This window comes from Modicisalibacter sp. MOD 31.J, assembly GCF_020147985.1.
In the GTDB taxonomy this organism is placed as follows: Bacteria; Pseudomonadota; Gammaproteobacteria; order Pseudomonadales; family Halomonadaceae; genus Modicisalibacter; species Modicisalibacter coralii.
Window position 1 is genome coordinate 135315 of the sequence record NZ_JAGXFF010000006.1, and the last position, 23162, is coordinate 158476.

The following is a 23162-nucleotide window of genomic DNA, read 5'->3' on the forward strand; positions in this document are numbered from 1 at the left end:
GCCGCCATTCGCCATCGACGGGAGGAAACGCCATGCTGGTCGTGCGTCCCGCCAAGCCGGCCGACCTGCCGGGCCTCGAACGCCTGGCGGGAACGGCCACGCCTGCGCTGACCAACCTGCCGGCGCACCGTGATCGTCTCGAGGAGCGCATCACCCGCTCGCAGCGCTCGCTGTCCCGCGACATCGAGTTTCCCGGCGACGAGAGCTACACCTTCGTGCTCGAGGACCTCGAGCGCGGCGAGATCGCCGGTACCGCCACCATCCGCGCCCAGGCCGGCGCCCATGAGGCGTACTACACCTATCGTCAGGAGACGCTGATCCACGCCTCGCAGCAGCTCAACGTGCGCCGCGAGGTGCAGACGCTGTCGCTGTCCCACGAGGTCTCCGAGGCGACGCTGTTGTGCGCGCTGTCGCTCGATCCGCGCTACAAGGGTTCCAGCGCCGAGAGCCTGCTGCGCCGCTCGCGGCTGATGTTCATCGCCCAGTACCCGGAGCGCTTCGCCGAGATCCTGGCGATGGCCTTTCCCGGTTACCTGGACGCCGACGAGGAGTCGCCGTTCTGGAACAGCGTCGGGCGGCACTTCTTCGTGCGCGGCTACCAGGAGATGAACCACCTCGCCGGCGTGCGCTCGAAGAGCTTCATCGCCGAGGTGATGCCGCAGTTCCCGCTCTACCTGCCGCTGCTCACCCCGGCGGCCCGGGCGGCGATCGGTCGCGAGCACCCGGCCCACGAGTCGGCGCTCGACGAGATGCTCGCCGAGGGCTTCGCCCGCTCGCGCCACGTCGACATCTTCGATGCCGGCCCGGTGATCAAGGCCGAGCGCGACCGGCTGGAGACCTTCCAGCACAGCACCTGGCACCCGGTTCGCGTGCGCCCGGCGGCGTCGCTGCCCGACGCCGAACCGGCGATGATCGCCAACCAGAAGCTCGACGGCTTTCGCTGTGTGGTGGCGCGCTACGCCCTGTCGCCCACCGGCCAGTTGATGCTCTCGCCCGAGCATGCCGCGGTGCTCGGCGTGGAGGAGGGGCGTGCGGTGCTCGCCGCGCCGCTGAGCCTGCCCGCTGCGGAAGACGCCTTCGACGAGGGGGAACTGTAATGCGCATTCGTCCCATCGCCCGCGGCGATCTCGACGGCCTCCAGCAGATCGCCCGGGAAACCGGGGTCGGCTTCACCTCGCTGCCCGACAACCGTGACTTCCTGGCCGGCAAGATCGCCTCGGCCGAGCGCGCCTTCGCCCAGCGTACCCCGATCGACGACCGGCTCTACTTCTTCGTCCTCGAGGACGAGGAGAGCGGCGAGCTGGCCGGCTGCTGCGCGATCGAGGCCCAGGTGGGCCGCGAGGTACCCTTCTATCACTACCGGCTGGGCACCCTCGCTCACTCCTCGGTGCAGCTCGATCTGCACCGCACCATCGACACGCTGTTCCTGAGTTCGGACCACACCGGCGACGCCGAGGTGGCTTCGCTCTACCTGCGCCCGGAATACCGCGGCGTGGGCCGGCACGCCCGCAACGGCGCGCTGCTCTCCAAGGCGCGCTGGCTGTTCATGGCGCAGTTCCGTGACAGCTTCCCCGACAAGGTGCTCGCCGAGATGCGCGGCAAGTTCGACGCCGACGGCGTCAGCCCGTTCTGGGAGTGCCTGGGCAGCCACTTCTTCCCCATGAACTTCAATGAAGCGGACAGACTGACTGGGTTAGGCCAAAAGAGCTTTATCGGCGAGCTGATGCCCAAGTTCCCGATCTATACCACCTTTCTCACCGAGCAGGCGCGGGCCTGCATCGGCGAGGTCCACGACGATACCCGCCCGGCGCTGGAGATGCTCAAGAAGGAGGGCCTGCGCTGGGAGGGCTACATCGACATCTTCGACGGCGGCCCCACCGTCGAGGCCTACATCGACGACGTGCGTGCGGTGCGCCAGTCGCGGCTGTGCCCCGTGGAAGTCGCCGGCAGCCTGCCGGAGAGCACCGAGCGCCCCCGTTGGCTGGTCGCCACCACCGACATGGCCGACTTCCGCGCCGCCTGGGTCGGCCGTGGCCCGGATGACGACGGCACCCTGACCCTCGGCGAGGCGGAAGCCCGACGCCTCGGTGTCACCACCGGCGACAGCCTGCGCGTTCTGGAAACCTAGGAGCCTCCCATGCAAGCTCAGCAGAAACTCTTCATCGGCGGCGCCTGGCTCGCTGGCGATGCCGGCGAGCTGACCAAGCACGATCCGATCGACGACGCCGTGCTCTGGCAGGGCGCCACCGCCAGCGAGCGTCAGGTCCGCGAGGCCGTGGCCGCCGCTCGCGCGGCCTTTCCCGGTTGGGCGCGGCGCGGTTTCGACGAGCGCCTGGCCATCGTCGAGCGCTTTCGCGACCAGCTCGAGGCCAACCGCGAGGCCCTGGCCACGAGCATCGCCCACGAGACCGGCAAGCCGCTGTGGGAGGCGCGTACCGAGGTCGGCGCGATGATCGGCAAGGTGGCGATCTCGGTGACCGCCTACCGGGAGCGTACCGGCGAGCGCAGCCGCGACGTCGCCGGCGCCAGGGCCGTGCTGCGGCATCGCCCCCACGGCGTGCTGGCGGTGTTCGGCCCCTACAACTTCCCCGGCCACCTGCCCAACGGGCACATGGTCCCGGCGCTGCTGGCCGGCAATAGCGTGGTCTTCAAGCCCAGCGAGCTGACGCCGTTGACCGCCGATTTGACCCTGCAGTGCTGGCAGGCCGCCGGGTTGCCCGACGGCGTGATCAACCTGGTGCAGGGCGGCGGGCCGGTCGGTCAGGCGCTGGCCGGGGCCGACGACATCGACGGCCTGCTGTTCACCGGCAGTGCGCGCACCGGCAAGCTGCTGCACAAGCAGTTCGCCGGTCAGGTCGACAAGATCCTCGCCCTGGAGCTGGGCGGCAACAATCCGCTGGTGGTCAAGGACGTGCCGGACGAGGCCGCCGCGGTGCTGACCATCCTGCAGTCGGCGTTTCTCTCCGGCGGCCAGCGCTGCACCTGCGCGCGGCGGCTGATGGTGCCTGAAGGCGAGGTCGGCGACCGCCTGATCGAGGCACTGGTCGCGGCCATCGCCGAGCTTCGCGTTGCTGCGCCGTTCAGCGAGCCGGCGCCGTTCTACGGCGGGCTGGCGAGTGTCTCCGCGGCCGACGGTCTGCTCGCCGCCCAGGACGACCTCGAGGCGCGCGGCGGCACGGTGCTGGCGCGGATGCGCCGTCTGGTCGACGGCACCAGCCTGCTCACGCCGGCGCTGATCGACGTCACCGGCTGCGAGGTGCCCGACGAGGAGCACTTCGGGCCGCTGCTCAAGGTGCACCGCTACCGCGACTGGGACGAGGCGATCACGCTCGCCAACGATACCCGCTACGGGCTCTCCGCCGGGCTGATCGGCGGTAATCAGGCCGACTGGGACGACTTCCTGCTGCGCATCCGCGCCGGCATCGTCAACTGGAACCGCCAGACCACCGGCGCCTCCAGCGACGCGCCGTTCGGCGGCATCGGCGACAGCGGCAATCATCGCCCCAGTGCCTACTATGCAGCGGACTACTGCGCCTACCCCATCGCCTCGATGGAGTCCGAGTCGCTGGCGCTGCCCGGCGAACTGCCGCCCGGGGTGAGTTTATGAGCGACGTTACTAGCGACGCGATGAACGACGTGCGCGAGGTCAACTTCGACGGTCTGGTCGGGCCGACCCACAACTACGCGGGGCTGGCCCACGGCAACGTGGCGTCGATGCGCCATGGCGGGCTCGCCTCCAACCCGAAGGAAGCGGCACTCCAGGGGCTGGCCAAGATGAAGGCGCTGATGGACGCCGGTTACGCCCAGGGCGTACTGCCGCCGCAGCAGCGCCCCGATCTCGGCGCGCTGCGCGATCTGGGTTTTTCCGGCAGCAACGCCGAGGTGCTGGCCCGGGCCGCCCGCGAGGCGCCGCAGATCCTGCGCGCGGTGTGCTCGGCGTCGAGCATGTGGACGGCCAATGCCGCCACGGTGACGCCGAGTATCGATGCACCGGACGGCCGGGTGCATTTCACCCCGGCCAATCTGCAGTCGAGCTTTCACCGCTATCTCGAGCCGGAGACCACCGCCCGCGTGCTGGCGGCGATCTTCCGCGACGAGGCACGCTTCGCCCATCATCCGGCGTTGCCGGCGACCCCGGCGTTCTCCGACGAAGGCGCGGCCAACCACACCCGGCTCTGCGGCGACCACGGCGAGCCCGGCGTGCACCTCTACGTCTACGGGCGCCAGGCGTTCGGCGGCGAGCGCGGTCCGCAGCGTTACCCCGCCCGCCAGACCCTCGAGGCCAGCCAGGCGGTGGCGCGCCAGCACGGCCTCGCTGACGCGCAGACGGTGTTCGCCCAGCAGCATCCCGAGGCGATCGACGCCGGGGTGTTCCACAACGACGTGATCGCGGTGGGCAACGGCCCGGTGCTGCTCTATCACGAGATGGCGTTCCTCGACGAGGAGCCGACCCTGGAGGCGCTGCGCAGCCGGATGGCCACGCCGCTGATCCCGGTGCGTGTCCCCGGCGAGGCGATCAGCCTGGAGGCGGCGGTCTCGACCTATCTGTTCAACTCGCAGCTGCTCACCAACCCCGGCGGCGACATGACGCTGGTGGTGCCGGGCGAGTGCCAGGAGAACGAGACGGTGTGGCGGGCGATCCAGGATCTGCTGCTGGCCGGGCACAACCCGATCGGCGAGGTGGTGGTCAAGGACGTCAAGCAGAGCATGCGCAACGGGGGCGGCCCGGCCTGCCTGCGCCTGCGGGTGGTGCTCGACGCCGCGGAGCGCGCCGGGCTTGCCGGCCGGGTACTGCTCGACGACGCGCTCTACGGCGAACTCGTCGGCTGGGTCGAGCGCCACTACCGTGACCGGCTGACGCCCGACGATCTGGCCGACCCGCAGCTCGCCGAGGAAACGCTGACGGCCCTCGACGAGCTCACCCGCCTGCTGGGTATCGGCAACGTCTATCCGTTCCAGCTCGGCTGAGAGGGGCCGGTTCCGGCGGCCCGGGCCCGGCTCAACCCTGGCTGGCGGCGCCGCCGACCATGCCGCGCTGCAGGTCGTTGTCGCGCAGGTGCTTGGCGACGGTGTCTTCCGGCGAGCCGGCCATCTCGCGGAACATGCCCATCGAACCCAGCAGGGCGGAGGACTCGTAGGGCACGAAGACCCGCTCGCCGGCCTGAGCCATGGTCGGCAGCGCCTTGATGTAGCTCTGGCCGAGCAGATAGCCCACCACGGTGCGCTTGTTCTCTTCGCTCTCGCCGATGGCGTTGAGTACCAGCTTGATCGACTCCTGCTCGCCCTGGGCGCGCAGGATCGCTGACTGCTTGTCGCCCTCGGCGTTGAGAATCGCCGACTCGCGCTGGCCCTGGGCCATGGCGATGGCGGCGGACTTCTCGCCCTCGGCTTCGGTCACCGTGGCGCGGCGTTTACGCTCGGCGGCCATCTGCAGGCGCATGGCGCTCTCCACCTCTTCGGGCATGGCGATGTCCTGGACCTCGACGCGGGTGATCTTGACCCCCCACTTGGAGGCCGGCGCCTCCATGTCCGCCTGGATGGCGTTGTTGACCTCGGCGCGGGATTCGAACAGCTTGTCCAGTTCCATCTTGCCCACCACCGAGCGCAGCGTGGTCTTGGCCAGCACCTCGACCGCCTGGCTCATGTTGGCGACCTCGTAGACCGCGCGCTTGGGGTCGATGATCTGGTAGTAGAGCGCGCCGTTGATGGTGACGGTGACGTTGTCGGTGGTCACCACCGGCTGCCCCGGAAAGTCCATCACCGTCTCGCGGCGGTCGATGCGCACCTCCTCGGTGGAGATCGGATAGAACTCCTCGCCCTGCTTGCGATAGCGAATCATGCTGATCGCCCGGGGCTGCTCGATGAAGGGGATGATCACGTTGATGCCGCTCTCCAGCAGCCGGTTGAAGGAGCCGAGACGTTCGACCACCATCACCTCCGACTGGCGCACGATGACCAGCCCCTTGATGATGAGGATCACGCCCAGCGCGACGATGATCAGGCTGATCAGCAGCCCGGGTCCGATGACATTCATGACGATGATGACTCCGTGGGGTGGGGAAGCGTGACGATGGCGACGGTGCCATCGAAGCGCTGGAAGATGACTCGACGATTCTCGGGAAGCTCGGTCGTATCGCTGTCGGCGAGGCGCAGGCGATAGAAGTCGCCGTTGATCTCGATGCCCGTGGCGCCATCGAAGTCGCGCTTCAGCGTGTGGTAGACCTTGCCGCGTTCGGTACCGGTCCCGGTGGTGCCGTAGGCGACGCCACGGGGCGAGAAGCGCGGGCGGATCACCTTGACCACCACCGGCAGCATCACCCCGGCGGCCAGGCCCAGCCCCAGCAACTGCCAGGTGAGCGAGGCGCCGAGGGCGGCCAGCAGTACCGCGGCCAGCGTCGCCACCGCCAGTCCCAGCAATACCAGCGCGCCGGAGAGCAGTTCGGCCAGCCCCAGCAGCAGGGCCACCGCCAGCCAGACATAGGCCATGTTCCAGTCCATAGCGTTTCCCGGGATCGGATCGAAGGGAGGCCGCCCGCCCAGCGACGACGAACACGGCCCTGCGGTTGCGTTCGGGTCGCCGTCGAGCGATCCGCCAATTTGCCTACCGGCACACCGGACGGGTATCGGCGATCGCCGTCACGTCGTGTAAGCCGTCGACGACGATAGCCTGTCACGTGTGTGGTTGGCGAGACCCGGGCGAGACACTCGTCGACTTCGAACGGCGAGGAGACGCTCGTTGCGCTCCACACCCCCTACGCTCGCTCGAGATCGGCAACGTCTATTTTGTGCCCGCTATGGCGCCAGGGGCCCATTTACGACACCCATGCCGTGTCGGAACCCTGGCTCGGCGCTGGTTCGTCCCTGCGTCGGAAGGGGGATGTTTCACTGCTGTTCGACCTCGAAAACCCAGCTATCCTCCGGCAAACGGTTTTCGAGCAGTCTGGAAATCTGTGGCGCAATTTCCTCGGGGCCAAACAGACCACATTCGCCGAGTGCGCGGCGCACATTCACGCTCTGTCCCAGATATTGCAGTACCACCCGAGACGCAGCCGGCATGCGGCCGCGCTTGAGCGGCCCGCCGGTTTGTAGACCCAGCAGATAATCGATGCCGGTATGGTAGGAAGGGTAGAGAATCATCTGTGTGATTGATGTGTTGAGTATTGTCTCATATTCCATGATGGTGATTCGCTCGCCAAGGAACAGCGCGACCCCTTCATACTTGGTGACCGTCGCTGGTCGCTTGTTCGGATTGCGCTCCCGTTCGATATTTTTCCACAGGTAGTCTTCATTTTTTTTGCGCAATTGCGCGAACGAACGCATCACGTAGCCGGGATGACTGAACGAATAGAAGTAGCGGAAATAGTTGCCGCAGTAGCGCTCGAGTGATGCCGAGCGTCTGGAAAGCCGTTGATAGATGGGAGCGATGACACTGGTTTCGTCGGTCTGGTTCGGTATGCGACGCAGCGCAAGCAATTCCTTGAACCGTCCAGGTTCGATCAATAACTCGGACTCGGTAACGCCGAAGAAGTCACAGATCTTTTGCAGGTTGTGCCGTGATGGACGAACCGTGCCGGCCAGATACTTGTTGAACTGCTGACGGTTGATACCGATGCGTCGACAGACATGGGCGATCGACGGATAAAAACCGCAGGCATGAGCGAGATTGTCGGGAAAGGAGTTGTTGTTCATCCCGTTAAGCTAACCGACGCTCCAAGAGAGTCAAGTAGCGAAGGGGGCGAAATTGCAGCGAAGCGGTGGCCGCTGACACGCTAAAGGAAATGCCACAGTCAGGACGGATAGAGCATGGAGCGGACCACTTACCCCCTCGATGAGGTCGAGGAAATTCGCCATCTGGAGATTCCGCTACCCGATGGCTGCAGGCTTGCCGCACGACTCTGGCGGCCGAGAGGCACATTGCCGGTGCCTGCGATTCTTGAATACCTGCCGTATCGCAAGGGCGACAAGACCCTGGCCAGGGACGCCGTTCGAGCGCCTTTCATCGCCGCGCGCGGCTATGCCTATGTGCGGGTCGATATCCGGGGCTCGGGCGAGTCCGAGGGGGTCATGGTCGACGAGTACACTGCCCGGGAAATTCAGGACGGCTGCGACGTGATCGCCTGGTTGGCGGCGCAGCCCTGGTGCGACGGCAACGTCGGGATGGTGGGTATCTCCTGGGGCGGGTTCAATGGGCTGCAGATCGCCGCTGAACGTCCGCCGGCCCTCAAGGCGGTGGTGTCGTTGTGCTCGACCGACGATCGCTACGCCGACGATGTCCACTACATGGGCGGCACCCTGCTGATCGACCAGATCTCCTGGGCCTCGCACATGTTTGCCATCAACACCCTGCCACCTGACCCCGATCTGGTCGGCGAGAGATGGCGCGACATGTGGCTGGCGCGTCTGCAAGGCGCCGGGCTCTGGCTCGAGAACTGGACCGAGCATCAGCGTCGCGACGCCTTCTGGAAGCATGGCTCCGTGTGTGAGGACATCGGCCGGATTCAAGTGCCGGTCTATGCCGTCAGTGGCTGGGCGGACGGTTACTGCCGCACCGTCTTCCGCCTGATGGAGAGTCTGTCCGGCCCCAAGAAGGGGCTCATTGGGCCCTGGGCGCACAAATATCCCCACATTGGTCAGCCGGGGCCGGCCATCGACTGGCTTGGCGAGGAACTGCGCTGGTGGGACCAATGGCTAAAGGGACGCGAGACCGGCATCATGCGCGAACCGCTGTTGCGCTTGTACATGCAGGATCATGCGGCTCCCGCAAGTCACTATCGTCATCGCTCCGGACGCTGGGTGGAAGAACCGGCATGGCCCTCGCCGAATGTCGAGCGTACCTCCTTTGCGTTGGGGGCCAACGGCACGTTGCGCCGCGATCACGAACCAGGCCAGGGGGGACACGTAACCCACTGCTCGCCGCCGTGGGTGGGGCTCATGGGCGGCAAGTGGTGTTCCTATGCCCATCCCGGTGACCAGCCGGCCGATCAGCGGCGCGACGATGCCGGCAGCCTGATCTTCGAAACTGCGCCGCTCGAGGCGCCACTGGAGATCGCTGGTGACGCGACGCTGGCCATGCAATTCTCCGTGGACAAATCACTCGCGCAGGTCGCGGTACGGCTTAGCGATGTCGCACCGAGCGGAACGGTGACGCGAGTCAGTTATGGCCTTCTCAACCTGACCCACCGCGACAGCCACGAGCATCCAGAATTGCTGGAACCGGGCCGCACCTACACCGCGCAAGTGCCGTTCAAGCACGTTGCCCAGACCTTCCGGGCCGGACACCGTCTGCGACTCGCGATTTCGACCAGTTATTTTCCGGTTGCCTGGCCAGCGCCCGAACCGGTCGCGCTGAGCCTGGATCTGGACACGACACACCTCATCCTGCCGATTCGACATGCGCCCGGGGATGTCGAAGAGCCACACGATCTGGGAACGCCGCGGGGTGCCGCGCCGATGGCGGCCGAGAGGATCTCGGAACCGCACTACGACTGGCGGATCATTGAGGACCTGGCCAATGCCACCGTTTGCGTCGAGATCCATGACGATGGCGGTAGCCAGCGCATCGAGGATAACGGGTTGACGGTGGCGGACAGCACGCAGGAAACCTACCGCTTCGGGATCGATGACTGGGCATCGTTTCACGCTCGTGTCGTTTCCGATCAGCGCCTGTCCCGTGACGATTGGCAGGTCGACAGTCGCACCGAGACCGACTTCACCGCCACTGACAGTCATTTCCTCATCCGTGCCCGTCTCGTGGCGCGCGAGAATGGCCATATCGCGCATGAACAGACGTGGGACTGCGCGATCGCCAGGGATATGTTGTGAGCTTCGCAGACCGACGCAAGAAAGGCATCGGGTAGCGAGCGGTGCGAAATTGTTTCGCTGGCTGTAGACGAACCAGACTGGATCCCAATCCTGGTTCTTCGACAACAATTGGGTTTTATAGGAACGCTCGATCATGACAAAGACAAACGATATCTCTGCCCCCTCGTCCGCTATCGGGCGTCGCGCCTTTCTCAAAGGTTCCGCGTCGCTGTGTGCCTTTGCGGCGACGATGCCGCTCGGGTCGCGTATCTGGGCGCAGAGCGGTCAGACCCTGCGTGTCAGTGCCTATGCCGACATCGATGCGCTCGATCCGGCCTTCTACCAGAATGCCTACAACGTGGATGTGATGAACTGCATCTACACCAAGCTCATCCGCTACAAGGCGGGCCGCGAGTGGGAGTGGGAGCTCGAGGCGGCCGAGGCGATCGAGCAGGTCGATGACACGCATATCCATTTTCGGCTGAAACAAGGGTTGCAGTTCACCGGCGGCTACGGCGAGATCACTGCCGACGACGTCAAGTTCTCCTTCGAGCGTATTCTCGCCCACGACAGCCCGGTCAAGGGTGACTGGGGGCCTCTCGATCATGTCGAGGTGACCGGCCGCTATGAAGGGGTGATCGTGCTCAAGGAGCCGTTCCAGCCCATCTGGACCATCGCGCTGCCCTACGGCGCGGGCCATATCGTCTCCCGGAAGGCGGTCATGGAGGCGACGGCCGATGGCGGCAACTTCGGTATGCAACCGCCCGTCTTCTCCGGCGCCTATGTGCTGGCCGAGTGGAAGCCCAATCAGTATGTGAAGCTGACGCGCAACCCCGACTGGCACGGGGCCGCCCCCGGATTCGACGAGATTCGCATTCTGCCGATGGACGATACCAAGACGGCCGAGCGCGCCTATGAAGCGGGGGATCTCGACTTCACCCGCATTACGCTGTCCTCGCTGGCGCAGTACCGTCAGTCGCCGCCGGCGCACACCATCGTCACCAAGTATCCCTCGCTCTACTACGTCTGGCTGGGCATGAACCTCGACAACCCGGCGCTGAGCGATATCAACCTGCGCAAGGCGATTCAGTACGCGATCAATGTCAAGCAGGTCGTCTATGCGGCGTATTTCGGCGAGGCCCTGCCCGCCACTGGACTGGTCGCGCCGGGGCTGCCGGGACATCGCGAGCAAGACCCGATTCCGGCCGAGGGCGATCTGGACAAGGCGCGGGCATATCTCGAAGCGGCGGGAGGACCGCCGAAGCAGCCACTGACCATCGATACGCTCAATGCCACCAAGTGGACCACCATGGCGCAGGTCATTCAGGCGCAATTGGCGAAGATCGGTATTCAAACGCAGATCAACGTTCAGGACTCCGGGTCGTTCTGGACCCTGGGCATGGAGAGCGAGGGCGATCGCTGGAAGAACCTGCAACTGATCCTCAATCGCTTCTCGATGCTGCCCGATCCCTACTATGCCACCAGCTGGTTCGTCTCGGATCAGGTCGGGGTCTGGAACTGGGAGCGTTTCTCCAACGCCGAATTCGACAAGCTGCACCAGCAGGCCCTGAAGGAGACCGACGTCGATAAACGCGACGCGCTCTATCGCAAGATGCAGGATCTGATGGAGGCCTCGGGTGCCTACCGCTTCCTGACCCACGAAGCCAATCCGGTGATGTACAGAGACAGCTTGAAGCCGGCGCTGCGCCCCGACGGTCAGCCGCTGCTGCCGCGCTTCGGCGGCACGGTATAGGTCGCCGGCGATGATCACTTACGCCTTTCAGCGGCTGCTGCTCTCGGCACTGATCGTCGCGGTGGCGATGTCGCTGTTGATCGTGATGCTGCACGTGGTGCCTGGCGACCCGGCGACGATGATTCTCGGCCCGCGCGCCACGCCCGAACTGATCGCGCAGACACGCGCCGAGATGGGGCTGGATCAACCGCTGCCGATACAGGTCCTCGACTTCTTCGGCCGGGTGCTGCGCGGCGACCTGGGTACGGATGTATTCACCGGACGTGCGGTCGGCGACATCGTCTTCGGGCAGTTGCCCTATACGCTGGTGTTGATCGCTGTCTCGATCGCTTGGTCGGCGGCGCTGGGCATTCTGCTCGGCTGCTACTCGGCACTGCGGGCGGGCACCTGGCTGGATACCTTGGCCGGTATCGTCTCGGTGGGGACGCTCTCCATTCCCGCCTTCGTCATGTCGCTCTACGCGGTGCTGATCTTTGCCGTGGGGCTGGGCTGGCTGCCTGCCATCGGTGCCGGCGAGGGGGGCGTCGACGGCCTGGTGCATCTCATCCTGCCGGCGTTCGCCATCGGCATCTCCTGGGTCGGCTATGTGGCACGCATGGTGCGTGCCTCGATGCTCGAGGTCATGAGTGCGCCGCACGTGCGCATGGGGCGTGCTTTTGGTCTGACGCAGGCGCGCATCGTGCGGAGCTACATCCTGCGTATCGCGGTGCAACCGGCGGTGACACTGCTCGGCACCGGCGTCGTGCATCTGTTTTCGGCGGCGGTGTTTGTCGAGGTCATCTTCGCGCGACCGGGCATCGGCGCGCTGATCGTCTCCTCGGTCAACGAGCGCAACTATCCGATCGTGCTTGGGGCGGTGCTGGTGACGACCGTCATCATCGTGTTGGCGACGCTGGTCTCGGATCTGGTCGTGGCACTGCTCGACCCGCGTCAGCGCGACGCGCTCTGAGCCGGCGCACGACGCGCCGCGCCGACCACGATAACAACAGGAGGTTTCGCGCATGACATCAACAACCACAGCGCCCTTCATGCCGCCGCCATCATGGCTGAGCCGCTTTCTGCGCGGTCTGCGTGGCGAGCGCACCGGGATGCTCGGCTTCGTGCTGGTCACACTGATCGTGCTGGCGGCGATTTTCGCGCCCTGGCTGTCGCCCTACGATCCGACGGCGATCATGACCGGGCCGCCTCTGGCGCCGCCGTCGTCGGCGCACTGGCTGGGTACGGACAATCTGGGGCGCGATCTGTTCAGCCGCGTGCTGGCGGGGGGGCGTGTCGCCATGCTGGTGGCCGCCGCGGCGCTCTCCGCGGCGCTGACGCTGGGCGTGGCGCTGGGGCTGCTCGCCGGGTTGGGGCCGCGCTGGCTGGACAATCTGCTGCTGCTGATTTTCGATGCCATTCGCTCGTTCCCCGTCATCGTCTTCGGGCTGGCGGTGGTCACCCTGGTCGGCCCGAGCCTGTTCACCGTGGTCCTGGTGGTGGCGATCACCTCGGTGCCGATCTATGCGCGCATCATCCGCACCCAGGCACAGTCGTTGCGCAGCGCCGAATTCGTGCTAGCCGAACGTGCCATGGGCGCCAGCCTGCCGCGCCTGCTGGGTATTCACGTGCTGCCCAACGTACTCGGGCCGCTGTTGATCCTGGCCAGCATGGACGTACCGCTGGTGATCGCCACCGAGGCCGGGTTGAGTTTCCTGGGCATGGGGGTGCGCCCGCCGACCCCGTCGTGGGGCGTGATTCTCAACGATGGCTACAACTTCATTCGCAACTCGCCATGGCCGGTGGTTGCCGGCTCGGTGCCGATCGTGCTGGTCACCCTGGGCTTCACCTTCCTGGGTGAGGCGTTGCGCGACATCTTCGATCCTCGACTGCAAAAGGCCAACTGATGTCTGCTTCGATTTCGCACGCGTCTTCGAGCGCGACGCCTGGCACGCCGCTGATGCAGATCGACGCCCTGTCGGTGGACTTCGATACCGCCAGCGGGCCGATCCACGCGCTGAGGCATATCTCGCTGAGCGTGATGCCGGGACGCATCCTCGGGCTGGTCGGTGAGTCGGGCTGCGGCAAGTCGTCCCTGGCCTATAGCCTCATCGGGCTGCTCGACACCAATGCCCGCATCTGCGGCGGGGCGATCCGGTTTGGCGAGCAGGATCTCGCCGGACTGTCGGAGTCCCACTGGCAAGCGCTGCGGGGCAGACGCATCGCGATGATCTTTCAGGACCCGATGACTTCGCTCAATCCCGTGCGCACGATCGGTCAACAGTTGATCGACATCCAGTATCGCGATCGCACGTCACGCGTGCAGAAGCGTTCGCGCGCGCTGGAATTCCTCGAACAGGTGCGCATCCCCGACCCCGCGTCGCGGCTGGATAGCTATCCACACGAGCTCTCCGGCGGCATGCGTCAGCGGGTCTGCATCGCCATGGCGCTGTTGACCCGGCCGGAGCTGCTGATCGCCGACGAGCCGACCACGGCATTGGATGCCACCCTCGAAGTGCAGGTGATTCATCTGCTGCGCGAGCTGCAGCAGAAGCATGGCTGTTCGGTGGTCTTCGTGTCGCATCATCTGGGCACGGTGGCTGAGCTGTGCGACGACGTGGCGGTGATGTATGCCGGTGAGGTGGTCGAAACGGGCAGTGTGGAGACGGTCTTTCGCACCCCTGCCCACCCCTATACCCAGGCGCTGTTGGCGTGTGATCCGGCGAGTATCCGCGAGGCCACGCGGGTACTGCCGACCATCCCCGGCGAACTGCCCGATCTGCGCCAGGTGCCGCAGGGCTGTATTTTCCAGGCGCGCTGCCCGCAGGTTTTCGACCGCTGCCGGCAGCGCTCTCCGGACATCTACCCGGTCCAGGGCGAGCAGGTCGCCCGTTGCTTCCGAGTGGCATCCGAGGAGCCTTCGCCATGAGTCTGCTAGACGTCGAACATCTGCGTATCGATTACCGTCGCTATGGCGTGCTGCGCGCGCTGTTCAAGCGCGAGGCTTCACGCTTTTCCGCGGTGGCGGATGTCTCTTTTTCTCTCGACGCGGGGCGCACCCTGGGTATCGTCGGCGAGAGTGGCTCGGGTAAGTCCAGCGTGGCGCGCAGCCTGATCGGGCTCCAGGCCGCGCGTGGCAGCATTCGTTACGACGGGCGTGAGATCGTCCGCGCCGGTCGCCGCGAGTGGAAACGCTTGCGTCGCGATATCGCCATGATGTGGCAGGATCCGATCGGCTCGCTGTCACCGCGGCTCAGCGTGGCCAGTCTGATCACGGAGCCGCTGCGTATCCAGGGGCGCCCCGGCGGGCGCGACGAGGCCGATCGACTGCTGAAGATGGTGGGGCTACCGAGGGCATTGGGCGCACGTTATGCGCACCAGCTCTCCGGGGGGCAGGCACGCCGGGTCGGCGTGGCCCGGGCGCTGGCACTGGACCCGAAGCTGCTGATCTGTGACGAGCCCACCGCCGGTCTGGACATGTCGGTCCAGGGCGAGATACTCAACCTGCTCAACGATATCCAGCAACGCACCCAGGTGGCGATCGTCATCATCACGCACAATCTCAATCTGGTGCGTCATATCACCGACGAGGTGGCCGTGATGTATCTCGGTCGTTTCGTCGAGCAGGGCGCCACGCAGGCGATTTTCGAACATCCACGCCACCCCTATACCGAGGCGCTGCTCTCCGCCAATCCGTCGCCGGACCCGGATGCCAGACACGGCCGGATCGAGCTATCGGGTGAGATGCCAAGCCCCGTCCGCCGGCCGTCGGGGTGCGAGTTTCATGGCCGCTGCCCGTATGCGCGCGACGACTGTGCCGTGATCGTGCCGGACTGGACGCACGAGCCCGAGCGGGCCCATGCTTGCCGTTATCCGCTATCGAGCTGAAAAAGCCTGCTTCTTGGCGGGTCACTCGTCGGCGAGCCTGACCATCTTCGGCCGGCCGATCAGCATCCCGGCCACGCTCTGGCCGGCGAGCAGCACCAGCAGGAACACCAGCGAGAGCTGCCAGTCGCCGTTCAGTTCGTGCAGGGCGCCGAACAGCAGCGGGCCGCTGGCGGCCATCAGGTAGCCGACGCTCTGCGACATGCCCGAAAGCATGGCGGCATGCTGGGGGTGGCGCGTGCGCAGCACGATCATGGTCAGCGCGAAGCTGAAGCAACCGCCCTGGCCGGCGCCCAGCATCAGCGCCCAGCCGATCGGGGCGGCGGTGGGTGCCAGCAGCAAGCCCAGCAGGGCGATGGCGATCAGCGTGCACAGTCCCAGCACCAGCAGGCTGTGGCGTGACAGCCGCGAGGACAGCCGGGCGATGAAGTAGCTGGCGGGAATGCTGGTGAGGTTGATCATCGACAGCATGAGCCCTGCGGTCGCCTGGGGGACGCCGGCTTCGCTGGCGACCGCCGGGACCCAGGTCTGCAGGGTATAGAAGCTCAGTGACTGGGCGCCCATGAACAGTGTCAGGGTCCAGGCGACGGGATTCTTGAACAGTCGGGTCATCGACGGTCGATGGCTGTCCGTGCCGGCCTCGGGGCCCAGGCGCAACGCCAGACGCCACCAGATGATCGCCGAGACGATCCCGAACGCCGCCCACAGCCAGATCGGCAGCGACCAGCTGCCCGACAGCTGCATCAGGGGAATCGCGGTGCCGGCACTGATCGTCGCGCCCACGCCCATCATCACCGTGTAGAGCCCCATGGTGCGGCCCAGGCGGTCGCCCCGGTCGCGCTTGACCAGGCTCGGCATCAGCACGTTGCCCAGCGCGATGCCCAGCCCGGCGCACAGCGTGCCCAGCAGCATGATCGCCACGCTCTCGACGCCGCGAAACACGCCGCCGATGGCGATCAGGCTGATCGCGCAGGCGATCGCCCGGTCGAGGCCGACCCGGTCGGCGAGCCCGGGCGCCAGCGGCGAGAGCAGGCCGAAGCAGAGAATCATCCCGGTGGTGAACAGGCTGGCCACGCCGGCGCCGATCGACAGCGTCGCCATGATCGGCTCGAGCACCGGGCCGATGACCACGATCGGCGCACGCAGGTTGATCGCCGCCAGCCCGAAGGCCAGCAGCCACAGCCAGGCCGGCAGCGAAGAGCGGGACGAGAGCGAAGCTTGCGACACGGCGGATCGCCTCCAGACAAAGGGGCGACAGTCTATCATCGACCGGCGTGACGACCGAGGCATGTCTGACCGAATGGTCGGTCGCCGCGCCAGACGCCGTGGTGACGCTCGCTCGGCGGTCCGTCGGTCGCCGCTGGGCTCGCGTCGTCGCGATCTTCTGATACCTTGGAACGATCACGCGTTATCCAGGGAAAGGAGAACAGCGATGACCGGTCCATTGTCGGGCATTCGCATCATCGATCTCACCGCGATGGTCTCGGGGCCGCTGGCGACCATGATGCTCGCCGATCAGGGTGCCGAGGTGATCAAGGTGGAGAACCCCCACGGGGGCGATTTCACGCGCTCGGCGTCCAACCGCCGGCACGGCTTCGCGGCGTCGTATCTCAACAACAACCGCAACAAGCGTTCGGTGGCGCTGGATCTCAAGCATCCCGGCGGGCGGGCGGCGCTCACCCGGCTGATCGAGCGCGCCGATGTCTTCGTGCAGAACTTTCGCCCCGGGGTGATCGAGCGCATGGGCTTCGACGAGACGCGGGTGCGCGAGATCGCGCCGTCGATCGTCTACGTCTCGATCAGCGGCTTCGGCGAGGCCGGGCCCTACGCCCAGTACCCGGTCTACGATCCGCTGGTCCAGGGGCTCTCGGGGCTGGCCACGGTGCAGGCCGGCAGCGACGAGCGGCGCCCGCAACTGGTGCGCACCATCCTGCCCGACAAGCTCACCGGGGTGAACGCTGCCCAGGCGATCAGTGCCGCCCTGTTCGCCCGCGAGCGCACCGGCGAGGCCCAGCACGTGCGCCTGTCGATGCTCGATTCGGTGATCGCCTTCCTGTGGGCCTCGGACATGGGCAGCCAGACCTTCGTGCGCGGCGAGCTCCCCCAGCAGGCGGCGGCGAGCTTTCAGGACCTGATCTACGAAACCGAGGACGGCTACATCACCCTGGCGGTGCAGAGCGACCGCGAATGGGCGGCGCTGACCCGGGCGCTGGAGCGTCCCGAGTGGCGCGACGATCCGCGCTTTGCCACCGCCGCGCTGCGCCAGGACAACATCGATGCCCGTCTCGAGCTGACCCAGTCGGTGATCCGCACCACGACCAGCGAGCACTGGTTGCAGCGACTCCAGGCCGAGGGCGTGCCCTGCGCGCCGGTGCTGACCCGCCACGAGGTGCTCGAGCACCCGCAGGTCACCGCCAACGCCATCGTCCGCGAATACGACCATCCCCAGGCGGGCCGGTTGCGTCAGGCGCGTCCGGCGGCGCGCTTCGGCGAGGGCGACGTCGACGCGCCCGAGGCCTGGCGGGGCGCCCCGGCGCTGGGCGAGGACACCCGCACGGTGCTCGGCGAGTGCGGCTACAATGCGGCCACGCTCGACCGCCTGGCCGCCGACGGCGCCTTCGGGCCCGACGCCTCGGCCGCGTCGGGCAATTCGACGGATACTTCCAGGGACGGTGACCCATGATCGACTTCTACTACTGGCCCACCCCCAACGGCTGGAAGGTGGCCATCATGCTCGAGGAGTGCGGGCTGGATTACCGCACGATTCCGGTCAACATCGGCAAGGGCGAGCAGTTCAGCGACGACTTCCTGGCCATCAGCCCCAACAACCGCATGCCGGCGATCGTCGACCATGATGCCGCCGATGCCGACGACAACGGGCCACTGCCGATTTTCGAGTCCGGGGCGATCCTGCTGCACCTGGCCGAAAAGAGCGGGCGCTTCCTGCTCAACGGGGCACGCGGGCGCAAGGAACTGCAAGAGTGGCTGTTCTGGCAGGTCGCCAATCTGGGGCCGATGGCCGGGCAACTGAGCCATTTCGTCAACTACGCGCCGGGCGATCATCCGTACGCCCACGAACGCTACGCCAACGAGTATCACCGCTGCCTGGGGGTGCTCGAACGGCGCCTGGCGGGGCGCGATTATCTGCTCGGCGACGACTACACCATCGCCGACATGGCCGCCTGGCCGTGGGTGCTGATCGCCAAGCCGCTGGGCCAGCCGCTCGACGAGTTTCCCAACGTCGCGCGCTGGCGCCAGGCGATCAAGGCGCGACCCGCGGTGCAGCGCGGGGTCGATCTGGGCAAGGAGTACCGTCGCCAGGCGCCGCCCGACGAGGCAGAGCGGCGCATTCTCTTCAACCAGCGCGGTGGTGGCGGGTCAGCCAGTCAGGGCGATTAAGAACTCAATTCCAAACCCCGGTGATGCTGGGCGCCGGGGCAAGGCGAAGCGAGGGTCCTTTGCCATGGATGGCAAAGGTAGCGCCCACGGAAGGGTTCACAGCGCCCTCGCGAAGCCTTGTCCCGGGAGCCTGCTTGGTCTGCCGGGTTGTGTGTTAAGGAAACTCTAAGCCTGAAAGGGATCGCTGGCCTCGTCGAGCGTCTTGAGCGCGTTGTCATCCAGCGTCAGCCGGGTGGCGGCGATCATGGCATCCAGCTGGCGCTGCGACGTGGCGCTGGCGATCGGCGCGGTGACCGCGGGGCGGGTCATCAGCCAGGCCAGCGAGACGCTCGCCGGGGTGGTGTCGAGGCGCTCGGCGACCTCGTCCAGGGCCGCGAGAATCTGCATGCCGCGCTCGTCGAAGTACTTGTCGAGGAAGGCCTCGCGGGGCTTGCCACGGGCGTCTTCGCGGCTGCGGTACTTGCCGGTGAGAAAGCCGCTGGCCAGCGAGAAGTAGGGAATCACGCCGACGCTGCGTTTCTCGCACAGCGGTGCCAGCCGGGACTCGTAGTCGCTGCGATCGTAGAGGTTGTAGAAGGGCTGCAGGGTCTCGTAGCGCGGCAGGTCGTTTTGCTCGGCGACCGACAGCGCTTCGTCGAGACGCCGCGCGGGGTAGTTCGAGGCGCCGATGGCGCGGACCTTGCCCTGTTCGATGAGCCGCTGATAGGCCTCCAGGGTCTCCTCGAGCGGGGTGTCGGTATCGTCGTCGTGGGACTGGTAGAGGTCGATCACGTCGGTCTGCAGACGCGTCAGCGAGGCCTCGACGGCGCGCATGATGTACTCCTTCGACAGGCCCTGTTCGCCGTCGCCCATCGGCTTGCCGACCTTGGTCGCCAGCAGCACCCTGTCGCGGTTGCCACGGGCCTTGAAGTAGCGGCCCAGCACGCTCTCGGATTCGCCGCCGTCGTGGCCGTCGACCCAGCGCGAATAGACATCGGCGGTGTCGATGGCATTGAAGCCGGCATCCAGCCAGGCATCGATCATCGCGAACGACTCGCGCTCGTCGAGTGTCCAGCCGAAGACGTTGCCGCCGAAGATCAGCGGCGCGGTTTCCAGACCGCTGTTGCCGAGGGGGCGTAGTTCCATGACCAACTCCTTGTGTCATCGCCGTGAGCCGGCTAAACGAATGTGTCGCCAACAGCGTAGTCGACCGCCGGGCGCGCTGTCGGTTCCCGTGGCTCTCGATTTGCGGTGCAGAGGCCGCGACAGCGGGCGTCGTCAGCCGGTAAGCTGGCGCGAAACCCTGTGGGAGGTGCCCCCGTGGCCGGCAGCAGTCTGCTTACCCTGATCGACGATATCGCCACCCTGCTCGACGACGTCTCGCTGATGACCAAGGTGGCGGCGAAGAAGACCGCCGGGGTGCTCGGCGACGATCTCGCCCTCAACGCCCAGCAGGTTACCGGCGTCAACGCCGACCGCGAGCTGCCGGTGGTCTGGGCGGTGGCGGTGGGCTCGCTGCGCAACAAGCTGATCCTGATCCCCGCGGCACTGCTGATCAGCGCCATCGTGCCCTGGGCGGTGACGCTGCTGTTGATGCTCGGTGGTGCCTACCTGTGCTACGAAGGCGTCGAAAAGCTCGCTCACAAGTTCCTGCATCGTGCCGACGATGCCGAGGAACACCGTCGGCGGCTCGCGGCGATGGCCGACGCCGAGACCGACATGCGCGCCTTCGAGCGCGACCGTATCAAGGGCGCGATTCGCACCGACTTCATCCTCTCCGCGGAGATCATCGTCATCACCCTGGGCAGCGTGGCCGGGGCGACCCTGACCCAGCAGATCGCGGTGCTGGTGGGGATCGGCGTGCTGATGACGCTGGGCGTCTACGGGCTGGTCGCGGGGATCGTCAAGCTCGACGATCTGGGGCTCTACCTCAGTCGCCGCCGCGGTGCGGCGGCCACGCTGGGCCGTGGGCTGCTGGCGGGTGCCCCCTGGCTGATGAAGGGGCTATCGGTGGTCGGCACCCTGGCGATGTTCCTGGTCGGCGGCGGCATTCTCAGCCATGGAGTGCCGCTGCTGCATCATCTCGTCGAAGGTGCCGCCGAGGCCGATGTCGGCGTGCCCGGGCTCGATGCCCTGATCCACGGGCTCGGTCCGTCGCTGCTCAACCTGGTGATCGGCCTGGTGGTGGGAGCGGTGGCGCTGGGCGTCGTCGCGGCCGTGCAGCGGCTACGTGCCGGCTGAACGCGCCTCATTCACGGTAACCGGCGCTTCGTCGTCGACCTCGACCTGGTTGCGCCCGCGGTGCTTGGCGATGTAGAGCGCGCGGTCGGCGCGGGCCAGGGCGACGGCCTGACGCTCGTGGACATCGTCGAGCGGCGGGACGCGCGTCAGGCCGATACTCAGCGAGACACTCAGGGTCACCCGGTCGCTGTTCTCTCCCGGGGCCACGCTGAACGGCTCGTCGGCGACCGCGCGGCGGATTCGCTCGGCCAGTTCGAGCGCCTGGTTCGGAGCCATCGCGGTGGTTAGGATCGCGAACTCTTCGCCACCGATGCGGGCGAAGGCATCCTCGTGTCGCAGGGTCCCCTGGATGCGCCGGGCCACCAGGCACAGCAGGGCATCGCCGACGGGGTGGCCATGACGGTCGTTGACTCGCTTGAAGTAGTCGAGGTCGAGCAGCAGGAGGTGGGCCTCGGCTGGGCCATCCCCGCTTCCCGGCACGGGCCGGGGGAGCGCCGCGAAGTGCTGTTCCAGGCCGCGCCGGTTGAGCAGGTCGGTCAGCGCATCGTGATGGGAGGCGATCAGTGCCTGCTGCTCGCGGAGCTTGTGCCGGCTGATGTCGATCAGCAGGCCGGCGATGCCCAGCGGCCGCCCGCAGGTATCGTAGGTGATGTCGGCGACCACCTCGCTCCAGCGCGTGCGGCCGTCGGCGATGCGTACCCGAGCGTCTTGGCGCCAGTAGGCGATCCCGTCGTGCAGTGCCTGGCGCAGACTCGCGAACAGTCGCTCGCGATCCTCGCCGACGAGGCGGACCAGCACCCGGCGCAGCGGCACGTGCGGGTAGCTGTCCGGGTAGCCGAGCAGGCGACGCAGTCCCTGGGAACACCAGAAGTCGCCCGAGGTCAGGTCCACTTCCCAGACGCCGCAGTCGGTGACCTTGTGGAACAGCTCGACCTGCGAGGAGCGGCTGGAGAGCTGCTGGCGAGAGAGGCCGGCGGCGATCAACTCGGCGGCGATGGCCAGGGTATCGAGCCCCGGCCCCTCCCAGTCGATGGCGCGCTCGCAGTCGTCGATCCCCAGCGTGCCCCACCAGCGGCCGTTGACCAGGATGGGCACCGTGGCCATCGACAGGATCGACTGACTTTCGAGGTTGGCGCGCAGTGATCCCGGCGCCAGGCGGTGGGTGATGGTGCTCTGGCGCTGGCCCAGGCGGCGCTGGTTGACCAGGCGCATGAACTCGGGGTCGTCGAACAGGGTGGAGAAGAAGCGGAAGCGTCGCTGGGTCAGCTGGCGATAGCGTGCCGCGGCGGCCCACTCGAAGACATAGTCCTGGATGATCGCCTCTTCCTGAAAGTCGATCAGCTGGAAGATCCACACCCGGCTGCCGCCGGTGGCCTGGCCGATGTGCGCGAGCAGGCGCTTGACGCCGTCGGTGAAACGGCTCGCCTCGGCCAGTGCCCGACCGCCCTGGTTCAGGGCATCGAGCAGCGCGACGGTATCGAGGGGACCGGCTGAGTCGTGGAGCATGAGGGGCATTGTTGTTTATTATCGATTCTGAAAGTCTAAGGCGCCGTGTGGGGCTTGCCAATCGGCGAGTCGTCATACCTTCGCCTTGATGCCATGAGGAAAACGTGCCATGCCGCAGGACTGGACGCTCGAGCGTCTGCCCCCCGATTCGCCGCATCTCGATACCGTGACGCGCTGGACCCACGACACCTGGGGTCATCTCAACCCGGCACTCGACTTTGCCGACCGGCTTGCCGAGACGCGCGACGAGTGTGGCGAGGCCGGGGTGCCGTCGGTGTTCGTGGCCATGAGCGGCGAGACACCGCTGGGCACGGCGAGCCTGATCGTCGACGACATGAGCAGCCGACCCGAGCTGACACCGTGGCTGGCCTCGGTGTTCGTGCTGCCCGAGTGGCGCGGCCGTGGCATCGCCTCGGCGCTGGTCCGCCGCGTCGAGTGCGAGGCCCGGGAAGCCGGGCTCGAACGCTTCTACCTCTACACGCCGGACCAGCAGGCGCTCTACCGGCGGCTGGGCTGGCGCGATGTCGAGAGCGTCGATTACCGGGGCGAGACGGTGACGATCATGGTGCGCGAGTGGCCGTAGGCCCGCAGCAAGCGTCGCCGATATTGTCAGCGCGGCGGG

Annotated in this window: 20 protein-coding genes; 14 read left to right on the forward strand and 6 right to left on the reverse strand. The window is 66.7% G+C overall.

The window, feature by feature from the left end; translation table 11 throughout:
- The first annotated feature begins 32 nt into the window (after positions 1-32).
- From KGR00_RS20430 to astB, 4 genes are read left to right on the forward strand one after another with little or no spacing between them, the layout of a single operon-like run.
- Complete coding sequence (locus KGR00_RS20430) at positions 33-1097, forward strand: arginine N-succinyltransferase (protein WP_129139294.1); 1065 nt, start codon at positions 33-35, stop codon at positions 1095-1097.
- On the forward strand, positions 1097-2128 hold the full coding sequence (astA, locus tag KGR00_RS20435; protein ID WP_224415504.1) for an arginine N-succinyltransferase: 1032 nt from the start codon (positions 1097-1099) through the stop codon (positions 2126-2128). The genes KGR00_RS20430 and astA overlap by 1 nt, the downstream gene beginning before the upstream one ends.
- A 9-nt stretch (positions 2129-2137) precedes the next feature.
- Positions 2138-3607, forward strand: coding sequence for a succinylglutamate-semialdehyde dehydrogenase (gene astD / locus KGR00_RS20440; RefSeq protein ID WP_224419107.1), 1470 nt, complete (start codon positions 2138-2140; stop codon positions 3605-3607).
- The gene (gene astB / locus KGR00_RS20445) at positions 3604-4968 is read left to right on the forward strand and encodes an N-succinylarginine dihydrolase (protein WP_224419108.1); all 1365 of its coding nucleotides are present in this window, start codon (positions 3604-3606) and stop codon (positions 4966-4968) included. The genes astD and astB overlap by 4 nt, the downstream gene beginning before the upstream one ends.
- Before the next feature lie 31 nt (positions 4969-4999).
- Here the strand turns inward: astB and KGR00_RS20450 are convergent, their stop codons facing one another.
- The 3 genes from KGR00_RS20450 to KGR00_RS20460 form a co-directional block, all read right to left on the reverse strand.
- Complete coding sequence (locus tag KGR00_RS20450) at positions 5000-6034, reverse strand: SPFH domain-containing protein (RefSeq protein ID WP_224419109.1); 1035 nt, start codon at positions 6032-6034, stop codon at positions 5000-5002.
- Positions 6031-6498, reverse strand: a complete 468-nt coding sequence (locus tag KGR00_RS20455; RefSeq protein WP_129139299.1) for a nodulation efficiency, NfeD-like protein — start codon at positions 6496-6498, stop codon at positions 6031-6033. The genes KGR00_RS20450 and KGR00_RS20455 overlap by 4 nt, the downstream gene beginning before the upstream one ends.
- Before the next feature lie 384 nt (positions 6499-6882).
- On the reverse strand, positions 6883-7689 hold the full coding sequence (locus KGR00_RS20460) for a helix-turn-helix transcriptional regulator (protein ID WP_224415499.1): 807 nt from the start codon (positions 7687-7689) through the stop codon (positions 6883-6885).
- 114 nt (positions 7690-7803) lie between these two features.
- Here KGR00_RS20460 and KGR00_RS20465 point away from each other — a divergent pair, with 114 nt between their 5' ends.
- From KGR00_RS20465 to KGR00_RS20490, 6 genes are all read left to right on the forward strand, one after another.
- Complete coding sequence (locus KGR00_RS20465) at positions 7804-9822, forward strand: CocE/NonD family hydrolase (RefSeq protein ID WP_224415498.1); 2019 nt, start codon at positions 7804-7806, stop codon at positions 9820-9822.
- A gap of 133 nt (positions 9823-9955) precedes the next feature.
- Positions 9956-11554: an ABC transporter substrate-binding protein gene (locus KGR00_RS20470; RefSeq protein WP_224415497.1), complete on the forward strand. Its 1599-nt coding sequence runs from the start codon at positions 9956-9958 to the stop codon at positions 11552-11554.
- 10 nt (positions 11555-11564) lie between these two features.
- Entirely contained in the window at positions 11565-12503 is a 939-nt protein-coding gene (locus KGR00_RS20475; protein ID WP_224415496.1) for an ABC transporter permease, read from the forward strand.
- 52 nt (positions 12504-12555) lie between these two features.
- The gene (locus KGR00_RS20480) at positions 12556-13437 is read left to right on the forward strand and encodes an ABC transporter permease (protein WP_224415495.1); all 882 of its coding nucleotides are present in this window, start codon (positions 12556-12558) and stop codon (positions 13435-13437) included.
- Positions 13437-14459, forward strand: coding sequence for an ABC transporter ATP-binding protein (locus KGR00_RS20485; RefSeq protein WP_224419110.1), 1023 nt, complete (start codon positions 13437-13439; stop codon positions 14457-14459). Before KGR00_RS20480 ends, KGR00_RS20485 begins: the two co-directional genes overlap by 1 nt.
- Positions 14456-15418, forward strand: coding sequence for an oligopeptide/dipeptide ABC transporter ATP-binding protein (locus tag KGR00_RS20490; RefSeq protein WP_224415493.1), 963 nt, complete (start codon positions 14456-14458; stop codon positions 15416-15418). The genes KGR00_RS20485 and KGR00_RS20490 overlap by 4 nt, the downstream gene beginning before the upstream one ends.
- A gap of 21 nt (positions 15419-15439) precedes the next feature.
- Here the strand turns inward: KGR00_RS20490 and KGR00_RS20495 are convergent, their stop codons facing one another.
- The gene (locus tag KGR00_RS20495; RefSeq protein ID WP_224419111.1) at positions 15440-16642 is read right to left on the reverse strand and encodes an MFS transporter; all 1203 of its coding nucleotides are present in this window, start codon (positions 16640-16642) and stop codon (positions 15440-15442) included.
- A gap of 205 nt (positions 16643-16847) precedes the next feature.
- Here KGR00_RS20495 and KGR00_RS20500 point away from each other — a divergent pair, with 205 nt between their 5' ends.
- Together KGR00_RS20500 and KGR00_RS20505 are read left to right on the forward strand one after the other, a co-directional pair.
- On the forward strand, positions 16848-18098 hold the full coding sequence (locus KGR00_RS20500; RefSeq protein ID WP_224419112.1) for a CoA transferase: 1251 nt from the start codon (positions 16848-16850) through the stop codon (positions 18096-18098).
- Positions 18095-18814: a glutathione S-transferase C-terminal domain-containing protein gene (locus tag KGR00_RS20505; protein WP_224419113.1), complete on the forward strand. Its 720-nt coding sequence runs from the start codon at positions 18095-18097 to the stop codon at positions 18812-18814. The genes KGR00_RS20500 and KGR00_RS20505 overlap by 4 nt, the downstream gene beginning before the upstream one ends.
- A 165-nt stretch (positions 18815-18979) precedes the next feature.
- Here KGR00_RS20505 and KGR00_RS20510 read toward each other — a convergent pair whose 3' ends face one another.
- Positions 18980-19939 carry an aldo/keto reductase gene (locus tag KGR00_RS20510; protein ID WP_224419114.1) on the reverse strand — a complete coding sequence of 320 codons (960 nt, stop codon included), beginning with the start codon at positions 19937-19939 and terminating at the stop codon, positions 18980-18982.
- Positions 19940-20113: 174 nt separating this feature from the next.
- Between KGR00_RS20510 and KGR00_RS20515 the strand changes: the two genes are divergently transcribed.
- The gene (locus KGR00_RS20515; protein WP_224419115.1) at positions 20114-21034 is read left to right on the forward strand and encodes a DUF808 domain-containing protein; all 921 of its coding nucleotides are present in this window, start codon (positions 20114-20116) and stop codon (positions 21032-21034) included.
- On the opposite strand, the gene KGR00_RS20520 is transcribed toward KGR00_RS20515, so the two are convergent.
- Complete coding sequence (locus tag KGR00_RS20520) at positions 21020-22540, reverse strand: sensor domain-containing diguanylate cyclase (RefSeq protein ID WP_224419116.1); 1521 nt, start codon at positions 22538-22540, stop codon at positions 21020-21022. The two genes, KGR00_RS20515 and KGR00_RS20520, sit on opposite strands and share 15 nt — an antisense overlap.
- A 109-nt stretch (positions 22541-22649) precedes the next feature.
- Between KGR00_RS20520 and KGR00_RS20525 the strand changes: the two genes are divergently transcribed.
- Positions 22650-23123 carry a GNAT family N-acetyltransferase gene (locus KGR00_RS20525; protein WP_129139305.1) on the forward strand — a complete coding sequence of 158 codons (474 nt, stop codon included), beginning with the start codon at positions 22650-22652 and terminating at the stop codon, positions 23121-23123.
- Positions 23124-23162: the final 39 nt, after the last annotated feature.